This is a genomic window from Nesterenkonia pannonica (assembly GCF_019575955.1).
GTDB classification, from domain to species: Bacteria; Actinomycetota; Actinomycetes; order Actinomycetales; family Micrococcaceae; genus Nesterenkonia; species Nesterenkonia pannonica.
In genome coordinates, this window is record NZ_CP080575.1 from 2,511,261 (window position 1) to 2,528,717 (window position 17,457).

Annotated in this window: 8 protein-coding genes and 13 pseudogenes; 1 reads left to right on the plus strand and 20 read right to left on the minus strand. The window is 65.1% G+C overall.

Annotated elements, in window-relative coordinates; translation table 11 throughout:
- Window positions 1–6: 6 nt before the first annotated feature.
- From K0H76_RS18010 to K0H76_RS18025, 4 genes and pseudogenes are all read right to left on the minus strand, one after another.
- Window positions 7–2,042 (minus strand): annotated as a pseudogene (locus tag K0H76_RS18010) (PTS mannitol transporter subunit IICBA).
- A 33-nt stretch (window positions 2,043–2,075) separates the two neighbouring features.
- Window positions 2,076–3,680: pseudogene (gene ptsP, locus K0H76_RS18015) on the minus strand (phosphoenolpyruvate--protein phosphotransferase).
- Window positions 3,681–3,763: 83 nt separating this feature from the next.
- Window positions 3,764–3,970: an HPr family phosphocarrier protein gene (locus K0H76_RS18020; protein WP_258933892.1), complete on the minus strand. Its 207-nt coding sequence runs from the start codon at window positions 3,968–3,970 to the stop codon at window positions 3,764–3,766.
- A gap of 92 nt (window positions 3,971–4,062) precedes the next feature.
- Entirely contained in the window at window positions 4,063–4,395 is a 333-nt protein-coding gene (locus K0H76_RS18025; RefSeq protein WP_168198660.1) for a PTS sugar transporter, read from the minus strand.
- A gap of 153 nt (window positions 4,396–4,548) precedes the next feature.
- Between K0H76_RS18025 and K0H76_RS18030 the strand changes: the two genes are divergently transcribed.
- On the plus strand, window positions 4,549–6,603 hold the full coding sequence (locus K0H76_RS18030; protein WP_258933893.1) for a PTS sugar transporter subunit IIA: 2,055 nt from the start codon (window positions 4,549–4,551) through the stop codon (window positions 6,601–6,603).
- Here K0H76_RS18030 and K0H76_RS18035 read toward each other — a convergent pair.
- The 16 genes and pseudogenes from K0H76_RS18035 to rplF form a co-directional block, all read right to left on the minus strand.
- A pseudogene (locus tag K0H76_RS18035) lies at window positions 6,503–7,947 on the minus strand (sugar porter family MFS transporter). The gene K0H76_RS18030 and the pseudogene K0H76_RS18035 sit on opposite strands and share 101 nt — an antisense overlap.
- Before the next feature lie 131 nt (window positions 7,948–8,078).
- A pseudogene (gene truA / locus K0H76_RS18040) lies at window positions 8,079–8,916 on the minus strand (tRNA pseudouridine(38-40) synthase TruA).
- 67 nt (window positions 8,917–8,983) lie between these two features.
- On the minus strand, window positions 8,984–9,568 hold the full coding sequence (gene rplQ / locus K0H76_RS18045; protein ID WP_258933894.1) for a 50S ribosomal protein L17: 585 nt from the start codon (window positions 9,566–9,568) through the stop codon (window positions 8,984–8,986).
- A 58-nt stretch (window positions 9,569–9,626) separates the two neighbouring features.
- Window positions 9,627–10,641, minus strand: a pseudogene (locus K0H76_RS18050) (DNA-directed RNA polymerase subunit alpha).
- A gap of 137 nt (window positions 10,642–10,778) precedes the next feature.
- Window positions 10,779–11,156, minus strand: a pseudogene (gene rpsK, locus K0H76_RS18055) (30S ribosomal protein S11); the annotation flags it as partial.
- Window positions 11,157–11,171: 15 nt separating this feature from the next.
- Complete coding sequence (gene rpsM / locus K0H76_RS18060) at window positions 11,172–11,540, minus strand: 30S ribosomal protein S13 (RefSeq protein ID WP_146340989.1); 369 nt, start codon at window positions 11,538–11,540, stop codon at window positions 11,172–11,174.
- Window positions 11,541–11,723: 183 nt separating this feature from the next.
- Window positions 11,724–11,837 (minus strand): 50S ribosomal protein L36, encoded by a 114-nt coding sequence (gene rpmJ / locus K0H76_RS18065; RefSeq protein WP_146340988.1) that lies wholly within the window; start codon window positions 11,835–11,837, stop codon window positions 11,724–11,726.
- Between the two features lie 20 nt (window positions 11,838–11,857).
- Window positions 11,858–12,058 carry a translation initiation factor IF-1 gene (infA, locus tag K0H76_RS18070; protein WP_258935468.1) on the minus strand — a complete coding sequence of 67 codons (201 nt, stop codon included), beginning with the start codon at window positions 12,056–12,058 and terminating at the stop codon, window positions 11,858–11,860.
- Window positions 12,059–12,258: 200 nt separating this feature from the next.
- Window positions 12,259–13,099 (minus strand): annotated as a pseudogene (gene map / locus K0H76_RS18075) (type I methionyl aminopeptidase).
- A gap of 16 nt (window positions 13,100–13,115) precedes the next feature.
- Window positions 13,116–13,664 (minus strand): annotated as a pseudogene (locus tag K0H76_RS18080) (adenylate kinase); the annotation flags it as partial.
- Window positions 13,661–14,972 (minus strand): annotated as a pseudogene (gene secY / locus K0H76_RS18085) (preprotein translocase subunit SecY). The pseudogenes secY and K0H76_RS18080, both read right to left, overlap by 4 nt.
- A 132-nt stretch (window positions 14,973–15,104) precedes the next feature.
- A pseudogene (gene rplO / locus K0H76_RS18090) lies at window positions 15,105–15,574 on the minus strand (50S ribosomal protein L15).
- Window positions 15,574–15,813 (minus strand): 50S ribosomal protein L30, encoded by a 240-nt coding sequence (gene rpmD / locus K0H76_RS18095; RefSeq protein WP_258933895.1) that lies wholly within the window; start codon window positions 15,811–15,813, stop codon window positions 15,574–15,576. The pseudogene rplO and the gene rpmD overlap by 1 nt, the downstream one beginning before the upstream one ends.
- Window positions 15,806–16,548, minus strand: a pseudogene (gene rpsE / locus K0H76_RS18100) (30S ribosomal protein S5). Before rpsE ends, rpmD begins: the two are co-directional and overlap by 8 nt.
- Window positions 16,545–16,917, minus strand: a pseudogene (rplR, locus tag K0H76_RS18105) (50S ribosomal protein L18). Before rplR ends, rpsE begins: the two co-directional pseudogenes overlap by 4 nt.
- Before the next feature lie 2 nt (window positions 16,918–16,919).
- Window positions 16,920–17,455, minus strand: a pseudogene (gene rplF, locus K0H76_RS18110) (50S ribosomal protein L6).
- Between the last annotated feature and the right edge of the window lie 2 nt (window positions 17,456–17,457).

A 17,457-nucleotide genomic window follows, 5' to 3' on the forward strand; every position in this document is an offset into this window, starting at 1 on the left:
GGGGCATCACTGGTTGACGGCCTGCAGCATCCGGAAGATCTCCTCTTCAGTGGCTGCCGCCTTCAGCGCCTGAACCTGTGACTCATCGGAGAAGAGCTCTGCGATCCGGGAGAGGATCTGCAGGTGCTCGTCACCCACCCCGGCGATGCCGATGACGAAGGTGACGTGGTCTCCGAACCAGTCCACACCGCCGTCATACCGGGTGACGGACAGGGCGGATGCTTTGACCGCATCCTTGGCATCGTTGGTTCCGTGCGGAATGGCAAGCTCGTTGCCCATGAAGGTGGAGACGGTGGCTTCGCGGTCGCGCATGGCCTGCAGGTAGTCGCCGGTCACCGCGCCTGCGGAGACGAGGATCTCGCTGGCCTGCTCGAGGGCCTGCTCCTGAGTTGCCGAGCCGGAGACGATGGTGACGCGTGCCGGTGTCAGGACTGCTGACTCGGTCACCACGCCGCCGTCACCCTCCTCAGCGGCTCCGGGTGCTGCCGCTCCTGCAGTGGTGGTTGCTTCGCCCTCGCGGCTGCTCCTCACCAGCTCCACCACTTCGTCGTACTCAGGAGCGTTCATGAAGTTGTCTACGGACACGTGGATGGCCTCGGGCTCCTGGCCTCGGGCACGGTCGGTCAGCTGCTGCTGGGTGATGACGAGGTCGGCATCGCCCGGAAGGTTCGCCACCGCCTTATTGGAGACGGACACACCGACGATGCTGGCCTCTTTGATCTTCTTTCGGAGGACGGAAGCACCCATCGCGGAGGAGCCCATACCGGCGTCGCAGGCGAAGTAGATGGTCTGTATCTTCGCGGAGGCAGCCGCGGGGACACTTCCTGAGTAAGCGGCGAGGCCGCTCAGGTGCTCAGACTTCTTGCCCTTAGCCGTCTCCGTTCTGGCGATGGCAGAGGTGAACTCATCGTCTCCTTCGAGGTCCCGCCGACGGCTTGCCAGCAGAATCATTGCAGCAACTGCAAACGACACGGAAGCGGAGAGCACTACGGAAAGAACGACGCCGATATGACTGCCCTGCGCCGTCATCCCGAGGACAGCAAAGATGGACCCTGGCGCCGCAGGGCCGACAAGACCCGTGTCGAACAGCACATTTGTGCCCACTCCTGTCGCTCCGCCAGCAACCACCGCCAGCAGAAGAGCAGGCTTCATCAGCACGTAGGGAAGTAGACCTCGTGGATGCCGCCGAAGAAGTGAATGATGAGCGCGCCGGGGGCAGTTGCCCGCGCCGCACCGACCCCGAAGACAGTGAACGCCAGGAGCACACCGAGACCCGGACCCGGGTTTGCTTCCAGCAGGAAGAGAACCGAGCTGCCCTCACGTGCCGCCTCGGCGCTGCCTAAGGGCGTCAGCACACCATGGTTGATCGCGTTGTTCAGGAAGAAGACTTTGGCGGGCTCGATGACCAACGAAGCCACCGGAAGAAGGCCGTTGTCGATCAGCCAGCTCACCATGGATTCCAGCACGCTCATCAGACCGTTGATGACAGGTGCCAGGAGGTAGAACCCGGCGATTGCCATGCCGAATCCGGTGATGCTTAGGCCGAGAACATGTTGACCAACATCTCGAAGCTACCCTGACCTTGCCTTCCCAGAGCCTGTCGAGCTGCTTCATCACCCAGGCGGCAAGCGGCCCCATGATCATGGCGCCGATAAACATGTGGATCTCATCCAAGGGGTCCTGACCAGCAGCCAACTCTTCGTTGAGCAGGTGTATGAGCCAATCCGAGCCAGCGATGACACCGAAGGTAGCAACAGCGCCGACGACCGCCCTCGCATGTCGTACACCATCTTCCCGCCCTGGACGGCAATCAGAATCGGGAGCAGGTAATGGATCATCGGCCCGACGATGGATGCAAGAGCCTCGTTCGGCGTCCATCCCACGTCGATGAAGAAGGCAGTCACCAAACCCCAGGCGATGAGTGCCGGAATGATAGGCATGATCATCCCGGACATGAAGGAGCCGACCTTCTGGACGCCGACCCGGAGCGCGCCGGGCTGCTTCTGGGTCTCTTGCTCTGCGGCAGCTGACGTCGTCGACATCGCGTGCCCTCTCGTGTTGTTCTGCGTGTGCGGTTATTGAGCGTGCTGTGTGGCCAGCGCCTCGCGTGCGGCCTCGCGGGCCGCAGCGGCGCTGGTGGCGCCCAGCGCAGCCGCAGCGGCTGCGCGGGCGGAGTCAGCAGTGTGCTGGGACAGTTCGTAGCGCACCTCGGCCAGAGCCGCAGGCGCCATGGAGAGAGTGGTGGCGCCCAGTCCCACCAGGACGACGGCGAGCAGCGGGTCCGCGGCGGCCTCGCCGCAGACGCCCACGGGCTTTGAGGTGACCTGCCCGGCCGCGCCGACCTCACGGATCAGACGCAGCACAGCCGGGTGCCACGGGTCCTGCAGGGACGCCACAGACCCCAGGAGACGGTCCGCAGCCATGGCGTACTGGGTGAGGTCATTGGTGCCGATGGAGGCGAAGCCCGTGCGCTGCAGAATCGGCTCAGCCAGCAGGGCTGAGGAGGGCACCTCCACCATCACGCCGGAGGTCTTCAGGCCGTGGGCGGACGCCAGCTCGGTGAACTGCTCCGCCTCCTCCACGGTGGAGACCATCGGTGCCATCACCCAGACGTCGGCCTCAGCGGCTGCCTCAGCACGAGCGAGGGCAGTCAGCTGATCCTCCAGGATCTCCTGCTTCGCCAGCAGGGCACGAATGCCGCGCAGGCCGAGAGCCGGGTTCTCCTCCTCGTCGTTGGTGAGGAACGGCAGGGGCTTATCGGCGCTGGCGTCGAGCACGCGGACGACCACCTTCTTGCCGGGGAACGCCTTCAGCAGCTCGGTGTACGCCGCAGTCTGGTCCTCGACGGAGGGCGCCCGATCGGAGGAGAGGAAGAGGAACTCGGTGCGGAACAGGCCCACGCCTTCGGCTCCCAGCTCCACCGCGTGCTGTGCGCCGTCGGGGCTTCCGAGGTTGGCCAGCAGCGGCACCGGTGTGCCGTCGGCGAGCGTTCCGGGAGTGACGGGCGCAGCCTGCACCGCAGAGCGCTGTTCGATGCGGCGCTCCGCCTCGGCCAGCTGCTCGGGGCCGGGGTCCGCGATGACCTGCGAGGAGGCGGCGTCGACGATGACCTCCTGTCCCTCCGCGAGAGCCGCGGCGCCGCGCGCGCCGACCACGGCGGTGATGCCGGCGCTGCGAGCGAGGATGGCGGTGTGAGATGTGGGGCCGCCCTCCACTGTGACGAGCGCAAGGACCTTGTCGAGATCCAGCAGCGCAGTGTCGGCTTAGCGCAAGGTCTCGGGCCACCAGCACGAAGGGATGCCCAGGATCCGGGACCCCGGTGCGGGAAGCCCGCGCAGGTGGGCGATGACCCGCTGTGAGACGTCGTTGAGATCCGCTGCTCGCTCCCCAGGTAGCCGCCGAGGCCCTTGAGCATCTCGGCGAACTCCTCGAACGCGCTGTGGACGGCCCACTCGGCGCGGTACCCTTCGGCCGCCTTGGCCTCCACGGCCTCGGCGAGGACGGGTCCTGGGCCATCATGGCCTGGGCTTCGAGGACCTCCTGCGCCTCTCCTCCGGCCTGCTCGCCGCGGGCGGCCAAGTCGGCGGCGACGACCCTGATGGCCTCAGCGACTCTGGCCGTCTCCTCCTCGGGGGCGAGGAGGACCTCTCGGCCACAGGGGCGGCTAGGCGGAGGGACATGCGTGCCACCGGGCCCCGGGCGATGCCCTGCCCGATGCCCGTGCCGATCAGAAGTCCGGCGCTGGATCCCGCGGGGGTCATGATCAGGCCTCGTCGTGGTCGGTGACGAGCAGCTGCTCGAGGGTGTCCAGTGCCTCTTCGGCACCCTCGCCCTCAGCGGTGAGGACCACCTCGTCGCCCTTCTCCACTCCGAGGGAGAGGACGGTGAGAATGCTCGCCGCGTTGACGGTCTTCTCACCTTTGGTGATGGTCACAGGGATGCCGGTCTCCTGCGCTGCGGAGACGAACATCTTCGCTTACCGGGCGTGGAGGCCGTTGGAGGAGGCGACGGTGACGGTGCGCGATGCGGACATCTGAAGGGCCTTTCGTAGGAGGTGGGATCTCATCTGGGTCGAGCGGAGGGATCGTCCGCCCCGCTGATGAGCTCACGCAGCACGGACAGGGCCGCACTGCCGTCGAGGTCTGAGCCGATGCTGTCCGGCAGCACGCCCACAGGCACGCTCCGAGGCTCGGAGAGACCGCGGACATCCTCTGCGAGGTCTGCCAGATGCGGTCCGAGGAGCACGGCGTCGGCGAGCTCCAGCTCGAACAGCAGTGAAGACTGGGCTCCTGGCTTCGCCGTGTGCGCCAGCCCTTCGTGCTCCAGGGCACGATTGAGGCGCTGCGCGATGAACGTGCTGGACGCGCCTGCGCCGCACACCACCAGGATCTTCATTGATCTGCCTTCTGCTGCTCGTCCTGCTCGCTTCGTCCATTGCTCTGAGCCTCCATTCTCCCGTGATGCAGCACACATCTCTATAGGGTGACGGGGCATGCTTTTTCCGCCCATGCGGAAAGTCCGCTGAAACGTCTGTGGGAAGATGCAGGCGTGAGCACCCGCCGGCAGGATCAGCTGATCTCTCTGCTTCTGAAGGAGGAGGGATGGCTCACCGCCGCATACCTCGCCGACGCGCTCGGGGTCACTCCGCGCAGCGTCCGCAGCTACATCTCCCAGATCAACTCACGCGCCTCCGCAGCGCACATCTCCTCCGAGACGGTCCCGGAGGATGAGTCTGCGGCTCCCGCGGTGGAATCCGGGCCCGACGGCTACCGAGCTGACGCCCCCACCCTCAGCCGCCTGCGTCCTGAACGGTCTGAGGCGTCGCCCGACGCTCGGGCTCGCGCCCTCATCAGCGCACTGCTGGATGCGCCCTCCGGCGTCGACCTGACGCGCACCGCTGCGCGCCTGCATCTGAGCGAAGCGACCATCGAGGCAGACCTGCAGCGAGTACGCGCTCTGGTGCTCGGCCGGGATCTGCGCCTGGAGCGGGTAGGACCCCGCGCCGTCCTCTCCGGGAGCGAGGCGGCCCAGCGGCGGCTGATCTCGTCACTGGTCCATGAAGAGATGGACCAGGAAGGCTTCGATGTGAGCTCGATGCGGCGAGCGGCAGCGCTGCGGAGCATCGACGCCACTGCCTTGGGCCCGCTGAGCCGCGCCCTCGGTGCGCGGCTCAGAGACATGGGCTACTACGTCAACGAGTTCGCCTGCGCCGACGCAGCCCTCCACGCGGCGATCGCCTCAGACCGCGCGGCCCAGGGACGCCCGCTCGAGCCGTCAGCACCAGCAGATGCGGAGCCCGGGGACTCCTTCGAGGGGCGAGAAGACATGAGCCGGGTGGTGGACCTCCTGCGTGACCTGTGCTCTGAGCATCTCTCGAGCGACCTCGGCCCCAGCGACCTCGAACATCTGGCCTCGCTGACGCTGACGCGCGTCGTGGCGCCGGCAGGATCGGAGACGGTCCGCGCAGATCCGCACGTGGAGGAGGTCGTCTCCGCCGCGGTGGGCCGCGTGTCCCGCTGCTACATGGTCGACCTCGAAGATCCGGCATTCACCCGGCGGCTCTCCCTGCACGTGCAGAATCTGCGGCTGCGGGCGCAGCAGCAGGCCTGGTCCCGGAATCCGATGACCCAGTCTCTGAAGGCTTCGTACCCCATGGTCTTCGAGATTGCCGTCGCCCTCGCGTCGGACATCTCAGAGAGTCTCGACTTTCACCTGCCTGATGACGAGATCGGCTACCTCGCCATGCATGTGGGAGGACGGCTGGAGGCTGAGCGCCGTGCCGAGACGACGATCACCGCAACGATCGTCAGCCCCGGATACTACGACCTGAACGAGCTGCTCCGATCCAGAATCGACGAGACGCTGGGCTCCTCCGTCGATGTGGTCAGTGTGGAGACTGGCATCGATCCGGACTGGAGCTCCTTCGACACGGACCTCATCCTGAGCACCGTCCCGCCTCCGTCGCCGAATGAGAGAACTGTCACGCTGGCGCCGTTCCTCACGCAGAACGATGTGGAGCGGGTGGCGGCGGCGGTGGCCCGTGTTCGGCGCACGCGGCGTCTGGCCGAGCTGCGCACCAAGCTGCGGCGGTATTTCAGCCCCGACGCGTTCTTCCGACCGTTGGAGGCCTCCACCGAGGAGGAGGCCATCCGAATGCTCGGCGAGCCTCTGGTGGAGCGCGGCATCATCGACGCCTCCTACGTCGATGCCTCCGTTGCTCGCGAACAGATGTCCTCAACAGCGTTCACCGACTCATTCGCCGTTCCTCATGCCATGGATATGACCTCCACGAGGACGGCGATCTCCTTCGGGATCGCGGAGGGCGGGCTGCCGTGGGGCGACCAGCGGATTCAGGCCGTGGCCCTGGTGGCATTCAGCGAAGCCGAGCGGGATGCGTTTCAGACCATCTTCGAGCAGCTGGTGGAGGTCTTCGGAGACAGGAAGTCCCTGCAGCGCATCCTTCAGCGCGGCAGGGACTTCCCGGGTTCGTCGACGCTCTGGCTCAGGCCTTGGAGTAGGCGCCCTCGCGCATGTCTTCGATCTCCCGGTTCTTGGTCTCGGGGACGAACTTCAGCACGAAGAACAGCGAGACGAGCGCACTGATCGCGTAGAAGCCGTAGGCGAAGACCAGCGAGAGCTCGGCCATGGAGGGAAGAGCGAGGACACCAGGAAGTTGGAGCCCCAGTTGAAGGCGGACGCCACACCGAGCGCCACCGCTCGCACTCGGTTGGGGAACATCTCGCCCAGCATCAGCCACATGAACGGGCCCCACGTCGCACCGAAGCCTACGACGAAGACATTCGCCGAGATCAGCGCGATGATATTCCACGGCTCTGGCAGCATGACGCCGCCGTCCTCACCCGCGTCTCCGACGACCTCTGCGAAGGAGAAGGAGATGGCCATCATGCCCAAGCCGACGGCCATGACGGCGGAGCCGATGGCCAGCGGAATGCGGCGGCCCACCTTGTCGACGATGAGGATGCCGATGATCGTGGCAAGGATGTTGAGGCTGGTGGTGATCACCTGCACCAGCATCGCCTGGTCCTCTTCGATGCCCACGGCCTGCCAGAGCGTCGTGGAGTAGTAGAAGATGACATTGATGCCGACGAACTGCTGGAAGACTGCCAGCCCGATGCCGACCCAGACAATGGGCATCAGCTTACCGCCGACGAAGAGGTCCTTGAGCTTCTGGCGAGCTTCGAGGTTGATCGTCTCGCGGATTTCGGTGATCTTGTTGGCCACGTAGCTCTGCCCTCGGATGCCGACGACGTCCTCCAGGACCTTCGCAGCCTCCTTGTCGCGGCCGCGAGAGACCAAGTACCGAGGCGACTCCGGAACGGAGAGGGCAAGAAGCCCGTAGATGAGGGCGGGGGCAGCCTCCGACAGGAACATCCATCGCCACGCATCCAGTCCGAACCAGAGCTCGCTCGAGGCCCCTCCGGCAGCCTCGGCGAAGATCCAGTTGGAGAAGGCGGCCATGAAGATGCCGGTCACGATGGCCAGCTGGAAGAGCGAGCCGAGTCGGCCGCGCCAGTTGGCGGGTGAGACTTCGGCGATGTAGGCCGGGGCGATGACGGACGCCATGCCGACGCCGATGCCGCCGACCACGCGCCACAGAATGAGGTCGTAGACGCTGAAGACCAGGGCGGTTCCGATCGCTGAGACGAAGAACAGCGAGGCGGCGATGAGCATCGCCTTCTGGCGTCCCACACGGTCGGAGATCGTCCCTCCGGCGAAGGCGCCGAGCACACAGCCGAGCAGCGCGCTGGAGACGCTGAAGCCCTGCATGAACGGGTTGAGGTCGAACTCCTCAGCGATCGGCCCTACGGCGCCGTTGATGACAGCGGTGTCGAATCCGAAGAGGAAGCCGCCGAATGCAGCGACTAAGACAACCCATGCGACGGCGCCGCCGAGCGACGCCTCAGGGCCATCTGTGTTGGTGGTCATCGTTGACTCATTTCCGTCGTGTCGGGCAAAACCGCGTCGATTCTGCCCACATATATCGCGCTATGCAACATATTTGCCTGCAGGCTCATCGGCCCAGGTCCTCGCATTCCCCGCACGTGGTGATGCAGGTCTCACGAGGCCTCTCGCAGGGCCCGCGTCTGACGAGCCCGCGCCCTCAGGTGAGCGTCCTGGGGATACTGAACCGAGTCGAGCACGAGCCCGTGAGGCGGGGCGAGGCGCACGTCCTGATCCCAGGACGCCCGGCCCAGCCTGGCTGTCAGCCACCCAGGCTCTCGTCGACCCTCCCCACCTCGATGCAGGCGCCGACGAGTGCCCGGACCATGTGGTGGCAGAAGGCATCGGCTGTGATGCGCACGCTCAGCACCCCGTCCTCTCCCCTTCGGATCCTAAATTCCTGAAGCTCCCGGACTGTGGTGCTGCGGTCCCTCGGCTTGCAGAAGCTGCCGAAGTTGTGGAGTCCCAGGACGCTCATCGCCTCGAGGTCCATCAGCGTCTCATCGAGTGCGCTGCGCACCCAGGCCGTGCTCCGGCGGCTGAGGGGTCCCATCGGATCTGCTGGTCTGCCATGCGGTAGGAGTAGGTGCGGCTGAGAGCGGAGAAGCGCGCGTCGAAGTCTGCCGGCGCCTCACGCACCGCATGGAGCACCAGTGCCCCATCCTCACGGCCCAGAACCCCCGACAGTCGTCGGTGCATAGCGTCGACGGGGCTGATGTCCCGTCCGCGGCCGAGCGCCTCGAACTCCTCCTCGCTCAGATCCAGGTGCACCACCTGTCCGCGGGCGTGCACCCCGGCATCCGTCCGTCCTGCGACGGTCACTGGGACTGGCCGTCGGACGACGGTGGCAAGCGCCTCCCGCAGTGCTCCTTCGACGGTGGGAAGGCCGGGTTGGGCGGCCCACCCGTGGTACGCGTTGCCGTCGTAGGCGAGGTCCAGGCGCAGTCGGGGCATACTGAGAACGATACAGAAATGCCCCCGGCCCTAAGGGCTCGGGGCATTTCTGATGAGGGACGGGGACTTACTTGTCCTCCTCCGGAGTCTCCTCGGCGGCAGCCTCAGCTGCTGCTTCGTCAGACTCGGTGTCGGCGGGCGCCTCAGCAACGGCGGCGTCGGACGCCTCCGTCTGGACTGCCTCGTCAGCAGCCTGCTCCTGCGGAGCCTCTTCCTCAGCGGGAGCAGCGGACGCCGCAGCGGCCTCTGCGTCGCGGACGACCTGCTGCTTGGGGCTCACGGGCTCCATCACAAGCTCGATGACAGCCATGGGGGCGTTGTCGCCCTTGCGGTTGCCGATCTTGGTGATGCGGGTGTAGCCGCCTTCGCGCTCAGCCATCGCCGGCGCAATGACGGTGAACAGCTCGTGCACGATGCCCTGGTTGGTGGCGTTCTTCGCGCTGATCTGGCCGACCACCTTGCGGCGTGCAGCAAGGTCGCCCTTCTTGGCGAGGGTGATCAGACGCTCAGCGTACGGGCGCAGGCGCTTGGCCTTGGTCACCGTCGTGGTGATCGAGCGATTCTCGAACAGCTGGGCCGAGAGGTTGGCCAGCATGATCTTCTCGTGCGCTGGGCCTCCGCCCAGACGAGGTCCCTTAGTGGGGGTTGGCATTGTCCTACTCCTTGGTTACACGCTCACCCTGCGAGGCGAGCCGAATCTGTGCGGAGCCTCAGTTGGAGAACTGAGGATCCTCGTCGTCGTACTCTTCCTCTTCAGCGGCGAAACGCGCGGCCGTGGGATCGAAGCCCTCAGGCGAGTCCTTCAGCTGGAGGTTGTACTCCACGAGCTTCTCCTTGACCTCATCGATGGACTTCGCACCGAAGTTGCGGATGTCCATGAGGTCGGCCTCGGAGCGTGCCGTGAGCTCACCGATGGTGTGGATGCCCTCACGCTTGAGGCAGTTGTAGGAGCGCACGGTGAGCTCCAGGTCCTCAATCGGCAGAGCCATATCCGCAGCCAGGGCAGCGTCGGTGGGCGAAGGCCCGATCTCGATGCCCTCAGCCGAGAAGTTCAGCTCCTTGGCCAGGCCGAACAGCTCCACGAGTGTGGAGTAAGCCGAGGCCAGCGCGTCGCGCGGGTCCATCGACGGCTTGGTCTCGACGTCGATCGTCAGCTTGTCGAAGTCGGTGCGCTGCTCCACACGGGTGGCTTCGACCTTGTAGCTGACCTTCACGACGGGCGAGTAGATGGAGTCCACGGGGATCCGGCCGATCTCTGAGTCCTCGAGCTTGTTCATCGCAGCGGAGACGTAGCCGCGTCCACGCTCGATGGTCAGCTCCAGGTCCAGCTTGCCGTGCTCGTTGAGCGTCAGCAGCTGGAGATCTGGGTTGTGGAACTCCACTCCTGCCGGGGGTGATGTCTGCCGCGGTGACCGCACCAGGTCCCTCTTTGCGCAGGTAGGCGACGACCGGCTCGTCGTGCTCCGAGGACACCGAGAGCTTCTTCACGTTGAGGACCATCTCGGTGACGTCCTCCTTCGCGCCCGAGATCGTGCTGAACTCGTGCAGCACGCCGTCGATCCGGACGCTGGTGACTGCGGCGCCCGGAATGGAGGAGAGGAGGGTCCTGCGCAGCGAGTTGCCGAGGGTGTAGCCGAAGCCGGGCTCGAGGGGCTCGATGGTGAAGCGGGCGCGGGTTTCGTTGACGACTTCTTCTGTCAGCGTGGGGCGCTGTGCAATGAGCACTTGCGGTTCCTTATCCGCGTGCGTCCGCTATTTGACGCACACTGTTTTCGTCGGGGAACTTCATGTATTGCGCACGACGTCGCTGGGCGCGTCGATGCTGTGGCGGAGCGAAGAAGCGTCAGACGCGACGGCGCTTCGGGGCGGCAGCCGTTGTGGGCCGAAGGCGTGACGTCGGAGATCGATCCGACCTCAAGGCCTGCAGCCTGAAGCGACCGGATCGCAGTCTCGCGACCGGATCCCGGGCCCTTGACGAAGACGTCAACCTTCTTCATTCCGTGCTCCTGCGCCCGCTTGGCAGCCTGCTCGGCGGCCATCTGCGCGGCGAAGGGCGTGGACTTGCGTGAGCCTTTGAAGCCCACCTCGCCCGACGAGGCCCAGGAGACCACAGCACCGGTGGAGTCGGTGATGGAGACGATGGTGTTGTTGAAGGTCGACTTGATGTGAGCCTGACCCTGGGTGATGTTCTTTGATGCGCGGCGGCGCGGCGCGCGCGGCGGCTCGAGTCTTGGGGGCATGATTCTCCTGCTGAACTACTTCTTCTTGCCTGCGACGGTCTTCTTCGCGCCCTTGCGGGTACGCGCGTTGGTCTTTGTCTTCTGACCACGGACGGGCAGGCCGCGACGGTGGCGAATGCCCGCGTAGGAGCCGATCTCAACCTTGCGGCGGATGTCTGCTGAGACCTCACGGCGCAGATCGCCTTCGACGGTGAAGTTGGCTTCGATGTAGTCGCGCAGCTGGACGAGCTGGTCGTCCGTCAGGTCCTTCACGCGAGAGTTGGGGTCAATGCCGGTGGCCTCGAGAGCCTCGGCGGCGCGGGTTCGGCCCACGCCGTAGATGTAGGTGAGTCCGATCACCGAGCGCTTCGCATCGGGGATGTCGACTCCTGCCAGACGTGCCATCTGGTCAGTCCTCCTTAGTTCGTCCGAAGGTCTTCAGCAGCGCTCCCCGCAGGGGCCCAGGGGCCCGGCCTCGGAGGTGAGGCTCTCAGCGGGTCTCCGGCCTTCGGCAACCGGAGGTGTGCTCGCCAGCTCATTCGCGAGCCGCACTGCTGTTCTGTGTATTGAGCTGTGGTGCGCTGGGCCTCAGCCCTGGCGCTGCTTGTGGCGTGCGTTCTTGCAGATCACGCGGACCACGCCCTTGCGGCGGATCAGCTTGCATTCGGAGCAGATCGGCTTGACGCTCGGCTTCACCTTCATGGCTATACCTCTGTCTTGGTTTACTTGTAGCGGTAGACGATGCGGCCGCGGTTGAGGTCATAGGGACTCATCTCTACGACGACCCTGTCCTCAGGGAGGATACGGATGTAGTGCTGGCGCATCTTGCCCGAGATGGTCGCAAGCACCACGTGCTCGTTCTCCAGTCTCACTCGGAACATGGCATTGGGCAGAGCCTCAACGACTGAGCCCTCTACTTCGATGACGCCTTCTTTTTCCCCATACGCTCCACACCGGTCGCGATCCTTCTCCGCCCGGCCTGTCGGCCACGCTGGCCCGACAGGTGATTGGAAGGAAGGATCTGGATTTCTGCTTCAGAGCCTCTGGGCGCGAATGACCGCAGAGACAACCAACAGACGATCGTACCGGAGTCAAGGCCGCCGCGCCAGTTCGGCCGCGCGCGTCACCGGATGGCTGCTGGAGAGACCCCGTACGGGGCCAGATCTGCGGCTCCGCCGTCGGGGCGGTGAGGACCCATACGCCGTCCTCGTGACGGCACACGGAGTGCTCCCACTGGCTCGAGCGGGACCGATCGGTCGTCACGACTGTCCAGTCGTCGTCCAGCACCTTCGTGTCGATGCTTCCGCGGACCAGCATGGGCTCGATGGCCACAGCCATGCCCGGCCTGATCCGGGCGCCCTTCATGCCGGTCGAGTAGTTGAACACGTCGGGCGCCATATGCATGGCCGAGCCGATTCCGTGTCCTACGTAGTCCTCCAGGATTCCCAGGTCGGAGCCGCCGTTCGACCTGACGTAGTCTTCGACGGCCTCTCCCACCTCGCCGACGTGCTTGGCCTCGGCGAAGGCCGCGATGCTTAAGCCCAGAGGGCGCCCCTGGTGATCCGGGAGAGCCGTTCGTCCTCGGGGTCTGCCGTTCCTTGGGAGGCGGAGCCGAGAATGACAGTGCGGGCGGAGTCCGAATGCCAGCCTTCGACGATGCACCCGCCGTCCACCTTGAGAACGTCACCCTGTTCGAGCAGACGATCGCCAGGGATCCCGTGCACCACCTCTTCGTTGACGGAGGTGCAGATCCAGCCTGGGAACCCGTGGTAGTTGAGAAAGTTCGGCTTCGCTCCGTGAGACGCGACCACGTCGGCGAAGACGCGGTTGAGCTCTCCGGTGGTGACCCCTGGCGCGGCGTGCTCGATCGTGGCATCGAGTGCCTCGCAGAGGATGGTGCCCGCAGCATCCATATGCCGGAGCTGCTCCGGCGTCTTGAGCTCTACGCGCGACCGGTTGAACATGCTCAGGGAGCTCTTTCATGATGCGGGCGTTGACCTCGTCGACGCCTCCGAGGCCGTCGACCTGCCTCAGCACGCCCCGCGTGGAGTACTCCGCGATCATGGGGGCAGTCTCCGACTCGAAGACCTCCAGACGATGCCGGATGACGTCTTCGGTGTCGTCCCGACGCCCCTCCATCTCTGCGCGGTTGGACAGTCGCGAGACGAGCTCCTCCTTGTCCGCCACCAGCTCTAGGACCACGTCGAGACGGGCTCCGAGGCGGGCGAGGATCCCGTCGAACGCTTCGACCTGAGTGAGGTTGCGGGGTAGCCGTCCAGCAGGAAGCCATCAGCCGCGTCCTCCCACGCAAGCCTGTCTTCGACCAGCCGGTTGGTCAGCGAGTCGGGCACGAGATTCCCGGCCTCGACATAGCGCTGCGCCTCCTGGCCCAGCGCAGTGCCTCCCTTGATGTTCTCGCGGAAGATGTCGCCTGTGGAGATGGCGACGATGCCGAGCTCCTCAGAGATCTTCTTGGACTGAGTCCCTTGCTTAAGCACCGGGTGGTCCGACGATCAGCATGCGTGTCATCGCAGAAGCCCTTCGTAGTTGTGCTGCTCAAGCTGTGCATTGATCTGCTTCACGGTGTTCAGACCGACGCCGACCATAATCAGAATGGACGTGCCGCCGAACGGGAAGTTCTGGTCGGCCCCGATCAGCACGAATGCGATCAGCGGGATCAGAGCGATGAACCCGAGATAGAGCGCGCCGGGGAACGTGATTCGGCTGATGACGTATGCGAGGTACGACTCGGTGGCTTTGCTTAGCGCGCACGCCGGGGATGAAGCCGCCGTACTTGCGCATGTTCTCGGCCACCTCGTTGGGGTTGAACGTGATCGACACGTAGAAGTATGTGAAGCCGACGGTGGCCAAGAAGAATGCGGCCATGTACAGCGGGTGGTCACCGCTTCCGAAGTACTGAGCCACCAGCTCGTACACGGGGCCGACGTCTTCGCCCGCCGCCTACTGGTTGAACTGCATCCACACGCTGGGGAGCATCAGCACCGAGGAGGAGAAGATCACGGGGATGACGCCCGCCATGTTGACCTTGATGGGGATGTAGGTGGACGAGCCTCCGACGGTCCGGCGCCCCATCTGCTTCTTTGCGTACTGGACGGGAACTCGGCGTTGGGACTGCTCGACGAAGACGATGGCTGCCACCAGGAGAAGTCCGATCACACAGACGACGGTGAACACTCGCCAGCCCTGAACTGCCCAGATCTCCTGCATTGAGCCGGGGAAGCTTAGCTGCGATGGCCACAAAGATGAGGATGGACATGCCGTTGCCGACACCTCGCTCGGTGATCTGCTCGCCGAGCCACATAATCAGGGCGACGCCTGTGACAAGCGTGAGGATCATCAGCAGGATGATGAACATGGACTGGTCGGGCATGATCCATTCGCCTTCGCACCCCAGCAGGCTTCCGGTGCGGGCCATGGTCACGAGGACGGTCGCGTTCATCAGTGCGAGGGCGAGAGTGAGGTATCGCGTGTACTGAGTCAGCTTGGCCTGCCCCTGGGCACCCTCACGCTGGAGGGACTCGAAGCGCGGTATGACCACGCGGAGCAGCTGCACGATGATGGCTGCCGTGATGTACGGCATGACTCCCAGCGCGAAGACGGAGAGCTGGAGCATGGCCCCGCCCGAGAACATGTTCACGAAGTTGTAAAGGCCGCCCTCGGCGTTGCCCAGCGCGAGGCACCGCTGCACCCCGGCGTAGTCAACCCCGGGGCCGGGATGAATGCGCCGATGCGGTAGATCACGATGATCCCGAGCGTAAACAGGATCTTCGTGCGCAGGTCGGGCGATTGGAACACCCTGGCTATTGCGCTGAACAAGCGTCCTCCTCTAATGGTCAGGCGACCACACAGTCTGCCATCCTAACGCGAACGGCCCCCTGCGGCCTCTGCTGAGGCCCCAGGGGCTCGTCTCACGTCAAGTCGATCTTCACTCGGGCTTCGGAGAGCCCTTCACCGCGAGGTCTCGACGGACCCTCCAGCTGCGGTGATCTTCTGCTCGGCGGACGCAGAGAAGGCGTGGGCCTTCACTGTGAGAGCCGATGAGATCTCTCCGGAGCCGAGAACCTTCACCGGCTGGCCCTTGCGTGCAAGGCCTTTGCTGATGAGGTCGGCGGCGGTGACGCTGCCGCCCTCGGGGAAAGCTTCTGCAAGCTTGCCCACGTTGACCGGGGAGTACTCCACGCGGAAGGGGTTCTTGAACCCACGCAGCTTCGGGAGGCGCATGTGCAGCGGGAGCTGCCCACCCTCGAAGCCGGGGCGTACTTGATACCGGGCCTTGGTGCCCTTAGTGCCTCGACCAGCAGTCTTGCCCTTCGATGCTTCACCGCGGCCGACGCGCGTGCGCGCCTTGCGGGATCCGGGGCTGGCTTCAGGTCGTGCAGCTTGAGCACATCGCCCTCTGCAGGGGTGTTCTCTGCCATTAGTTGGTCTCCTCAACCTTGACGAGGTGCTTGACCGCGTTGAGCATGCCCACGGTGGCCGGGTCGGCCTGTCGAACCACCGTGTGGTGGATCCGCTTCAGGCCGAGGGACCGGACGGTCTCGCGGTGGTAAACTTGGCACCGATGGTGGACTTGATCTGAGTGACCTTCAGCTGCGCATCGGAGGGTTTGAAGTCCGGTGCTGTGCTGTGCTGGACCTTCTGTGCCATCTCTATGCACCTGCCTTCTGCGCGCGGGCCTCGCGGTCCGCCTGCATGGTCTTGACCATCCGCGCAGGAGCAACTTCGTCGAGGACTTGCCGCGGCGCGCTGCCACTGCCTCAGGCTCTTCGAGCTGCTTCAGAGCGTCAATGGTTCCGTGGACGATGTTGATCGCGTTCACCGAGCCCATGGACTTGGTCAGAACGTCGTGGATGCCGGCGCACTCGAGCACTGCACGAACCGGACCGCCTGCAATCACACCGGTACCGGCGGAAGCAGGACGGAGCAGCACGACGCCCGCAGCGTCCTCACCCTTGACCAGGTGAGGAATGGTCGAGCCGACGCGCGGCACGCGGAAGAAGCTCTTCTTGGCCTCCTCAACGCCCTTCTGGATGGCTGCGGGGACCTCTTTCGCCTTCCCGTAGCCGACGCCGACCATGCCTTCGCCGTCTCCGACAACGACAAGTGCAGTGAAGCTGAAGCGACGACCGCCCTTGACCACTTTGGAGACTCGGTTGATGGTGACGACGCGCTCGAGGAACTTGTCCCGGTCGTCGTCACGGCCGCCGCGTCCTCCGCGACCTCCGTCACGTCCACCGCCGCGTCCGCCCCGACCGCCGTCGCGGCCGCCTGAACGTTCGCCTCGGCTCTGGTTCTGGGTGTTCTCGGACTGGGGCTGCTGCTGGACAGCGGCCTCCGTGGTCTCGTTGGCCTCAGTCACCTGTGCGTCCTTCTCGTTGGTGTTCTCGCTCACAGCTCCAGCCCACCTTCCCGTGCACCGTCAGCAACTGCTGCGACACGTCCGTGGTACTTGTTGCCGCCGCGGTCGAAGACCACGGCTTCGATCTTAAGCAGCCTTGGCTCGCTCAGCGATCAGCTCACCAACGCGCTTGGCCTTGGCGGTCTTGTCGCCGTCGAAGCTCCGAAGGTCCGCCTCCATGGTGTTGGCGGAGACCACGGTGTGGGACTCCACGTCGTTGACGACCTGGGCGACCATGTGGCGCGAGGAGCGGTTGACCACCAGGCGCGGACGCTCGGCGGTGCCGGATACCTTCTTGCGCAGGCGCAGGTGGCGTAAACCGCGGGCAGCGGACTTTGACTTGCCCTTGATACCGATAGCCATGATTACTTACCTGCCTTTCCGGCCTTGCGGCGAAGCTGCTCGCCCTCGTAGCGCACGCCCTTGCCCTTGTACGGGTCAGGGCGGCGCAGCTTGCGGATGTTTGCGGCGACCTCGCCGACCTGCTGCTTGTCGATGCCTGTGACGGCCAGCTTGTTGGCACCCTCGACCGTGAAGGTGATCCCCTCAGGGGCCTTGATCGGGACGGGGTGGGAGTAGCCAGGGCAAACTCAAGGTCGTTGCCCTTGGCCTGCACCCGGTAGCCGGTGCCGACGATCTCAAGCTTCTTGGTGAAGCTGTCGGTCACACCGATGATCATGTTGTTGATCAGGGTGCGGGTGAGGCCGTGCAGCGAGCGGGCCTCGCGGGAGTCGTCGGGACGGCTCACCGTGACGGTGCTGTCCTCGATCTCCACGATGATGCCCTGAGCGAGCGTACGGGAGAGCTCTCCCTTGGGTCCTTTGACTGCGACCTCGCGGCCGTTCATCGTGACCTCGACGCCTGATGGAATGGTGATCGGAAGTCGACCAATACGTGACATTT

Excerpts from the sequence above, each read along its gene's own strand:
- K0H76_RS18020 (WP_258933892.1), bottom strand. The coding sequence starts at position 3,970 with ATGTTCGTCTCCGCAGCGCAGGAGACCGGCATCCCTGTGACCATCACC.
- rpmJ (WP_146340988.1), bottom strand. The coding sequence starts at position 11,837 with ATGAAGGTGAAGCCGAGCGTCAAGCCGATCTGCTCCGAATGCAAGCTG.
- rplQ (WP_258933894.1), bottom strand. The coding sequence starts at position 9,568 with ATGCCAACCCCCACTAAGGGACCTCGTCTGGGCGGAGGCCCAGCGCAC.
- K0H76_RS18025 (WP_168198660.1), bottom strand. The coding sequence starts at position 4,395 with ATGAAGATCCTGGTGGTGTGCGGCGCAGGCGCGTCCAGCACGTTCATC.
- rpsM (WP_146340989.1), bottom strand. The coding sequence starts at position 11,540 with ATGGCACGTCTGGCAGGAGTCGACATCCCCGATGCGAAGCGCTCGGTG.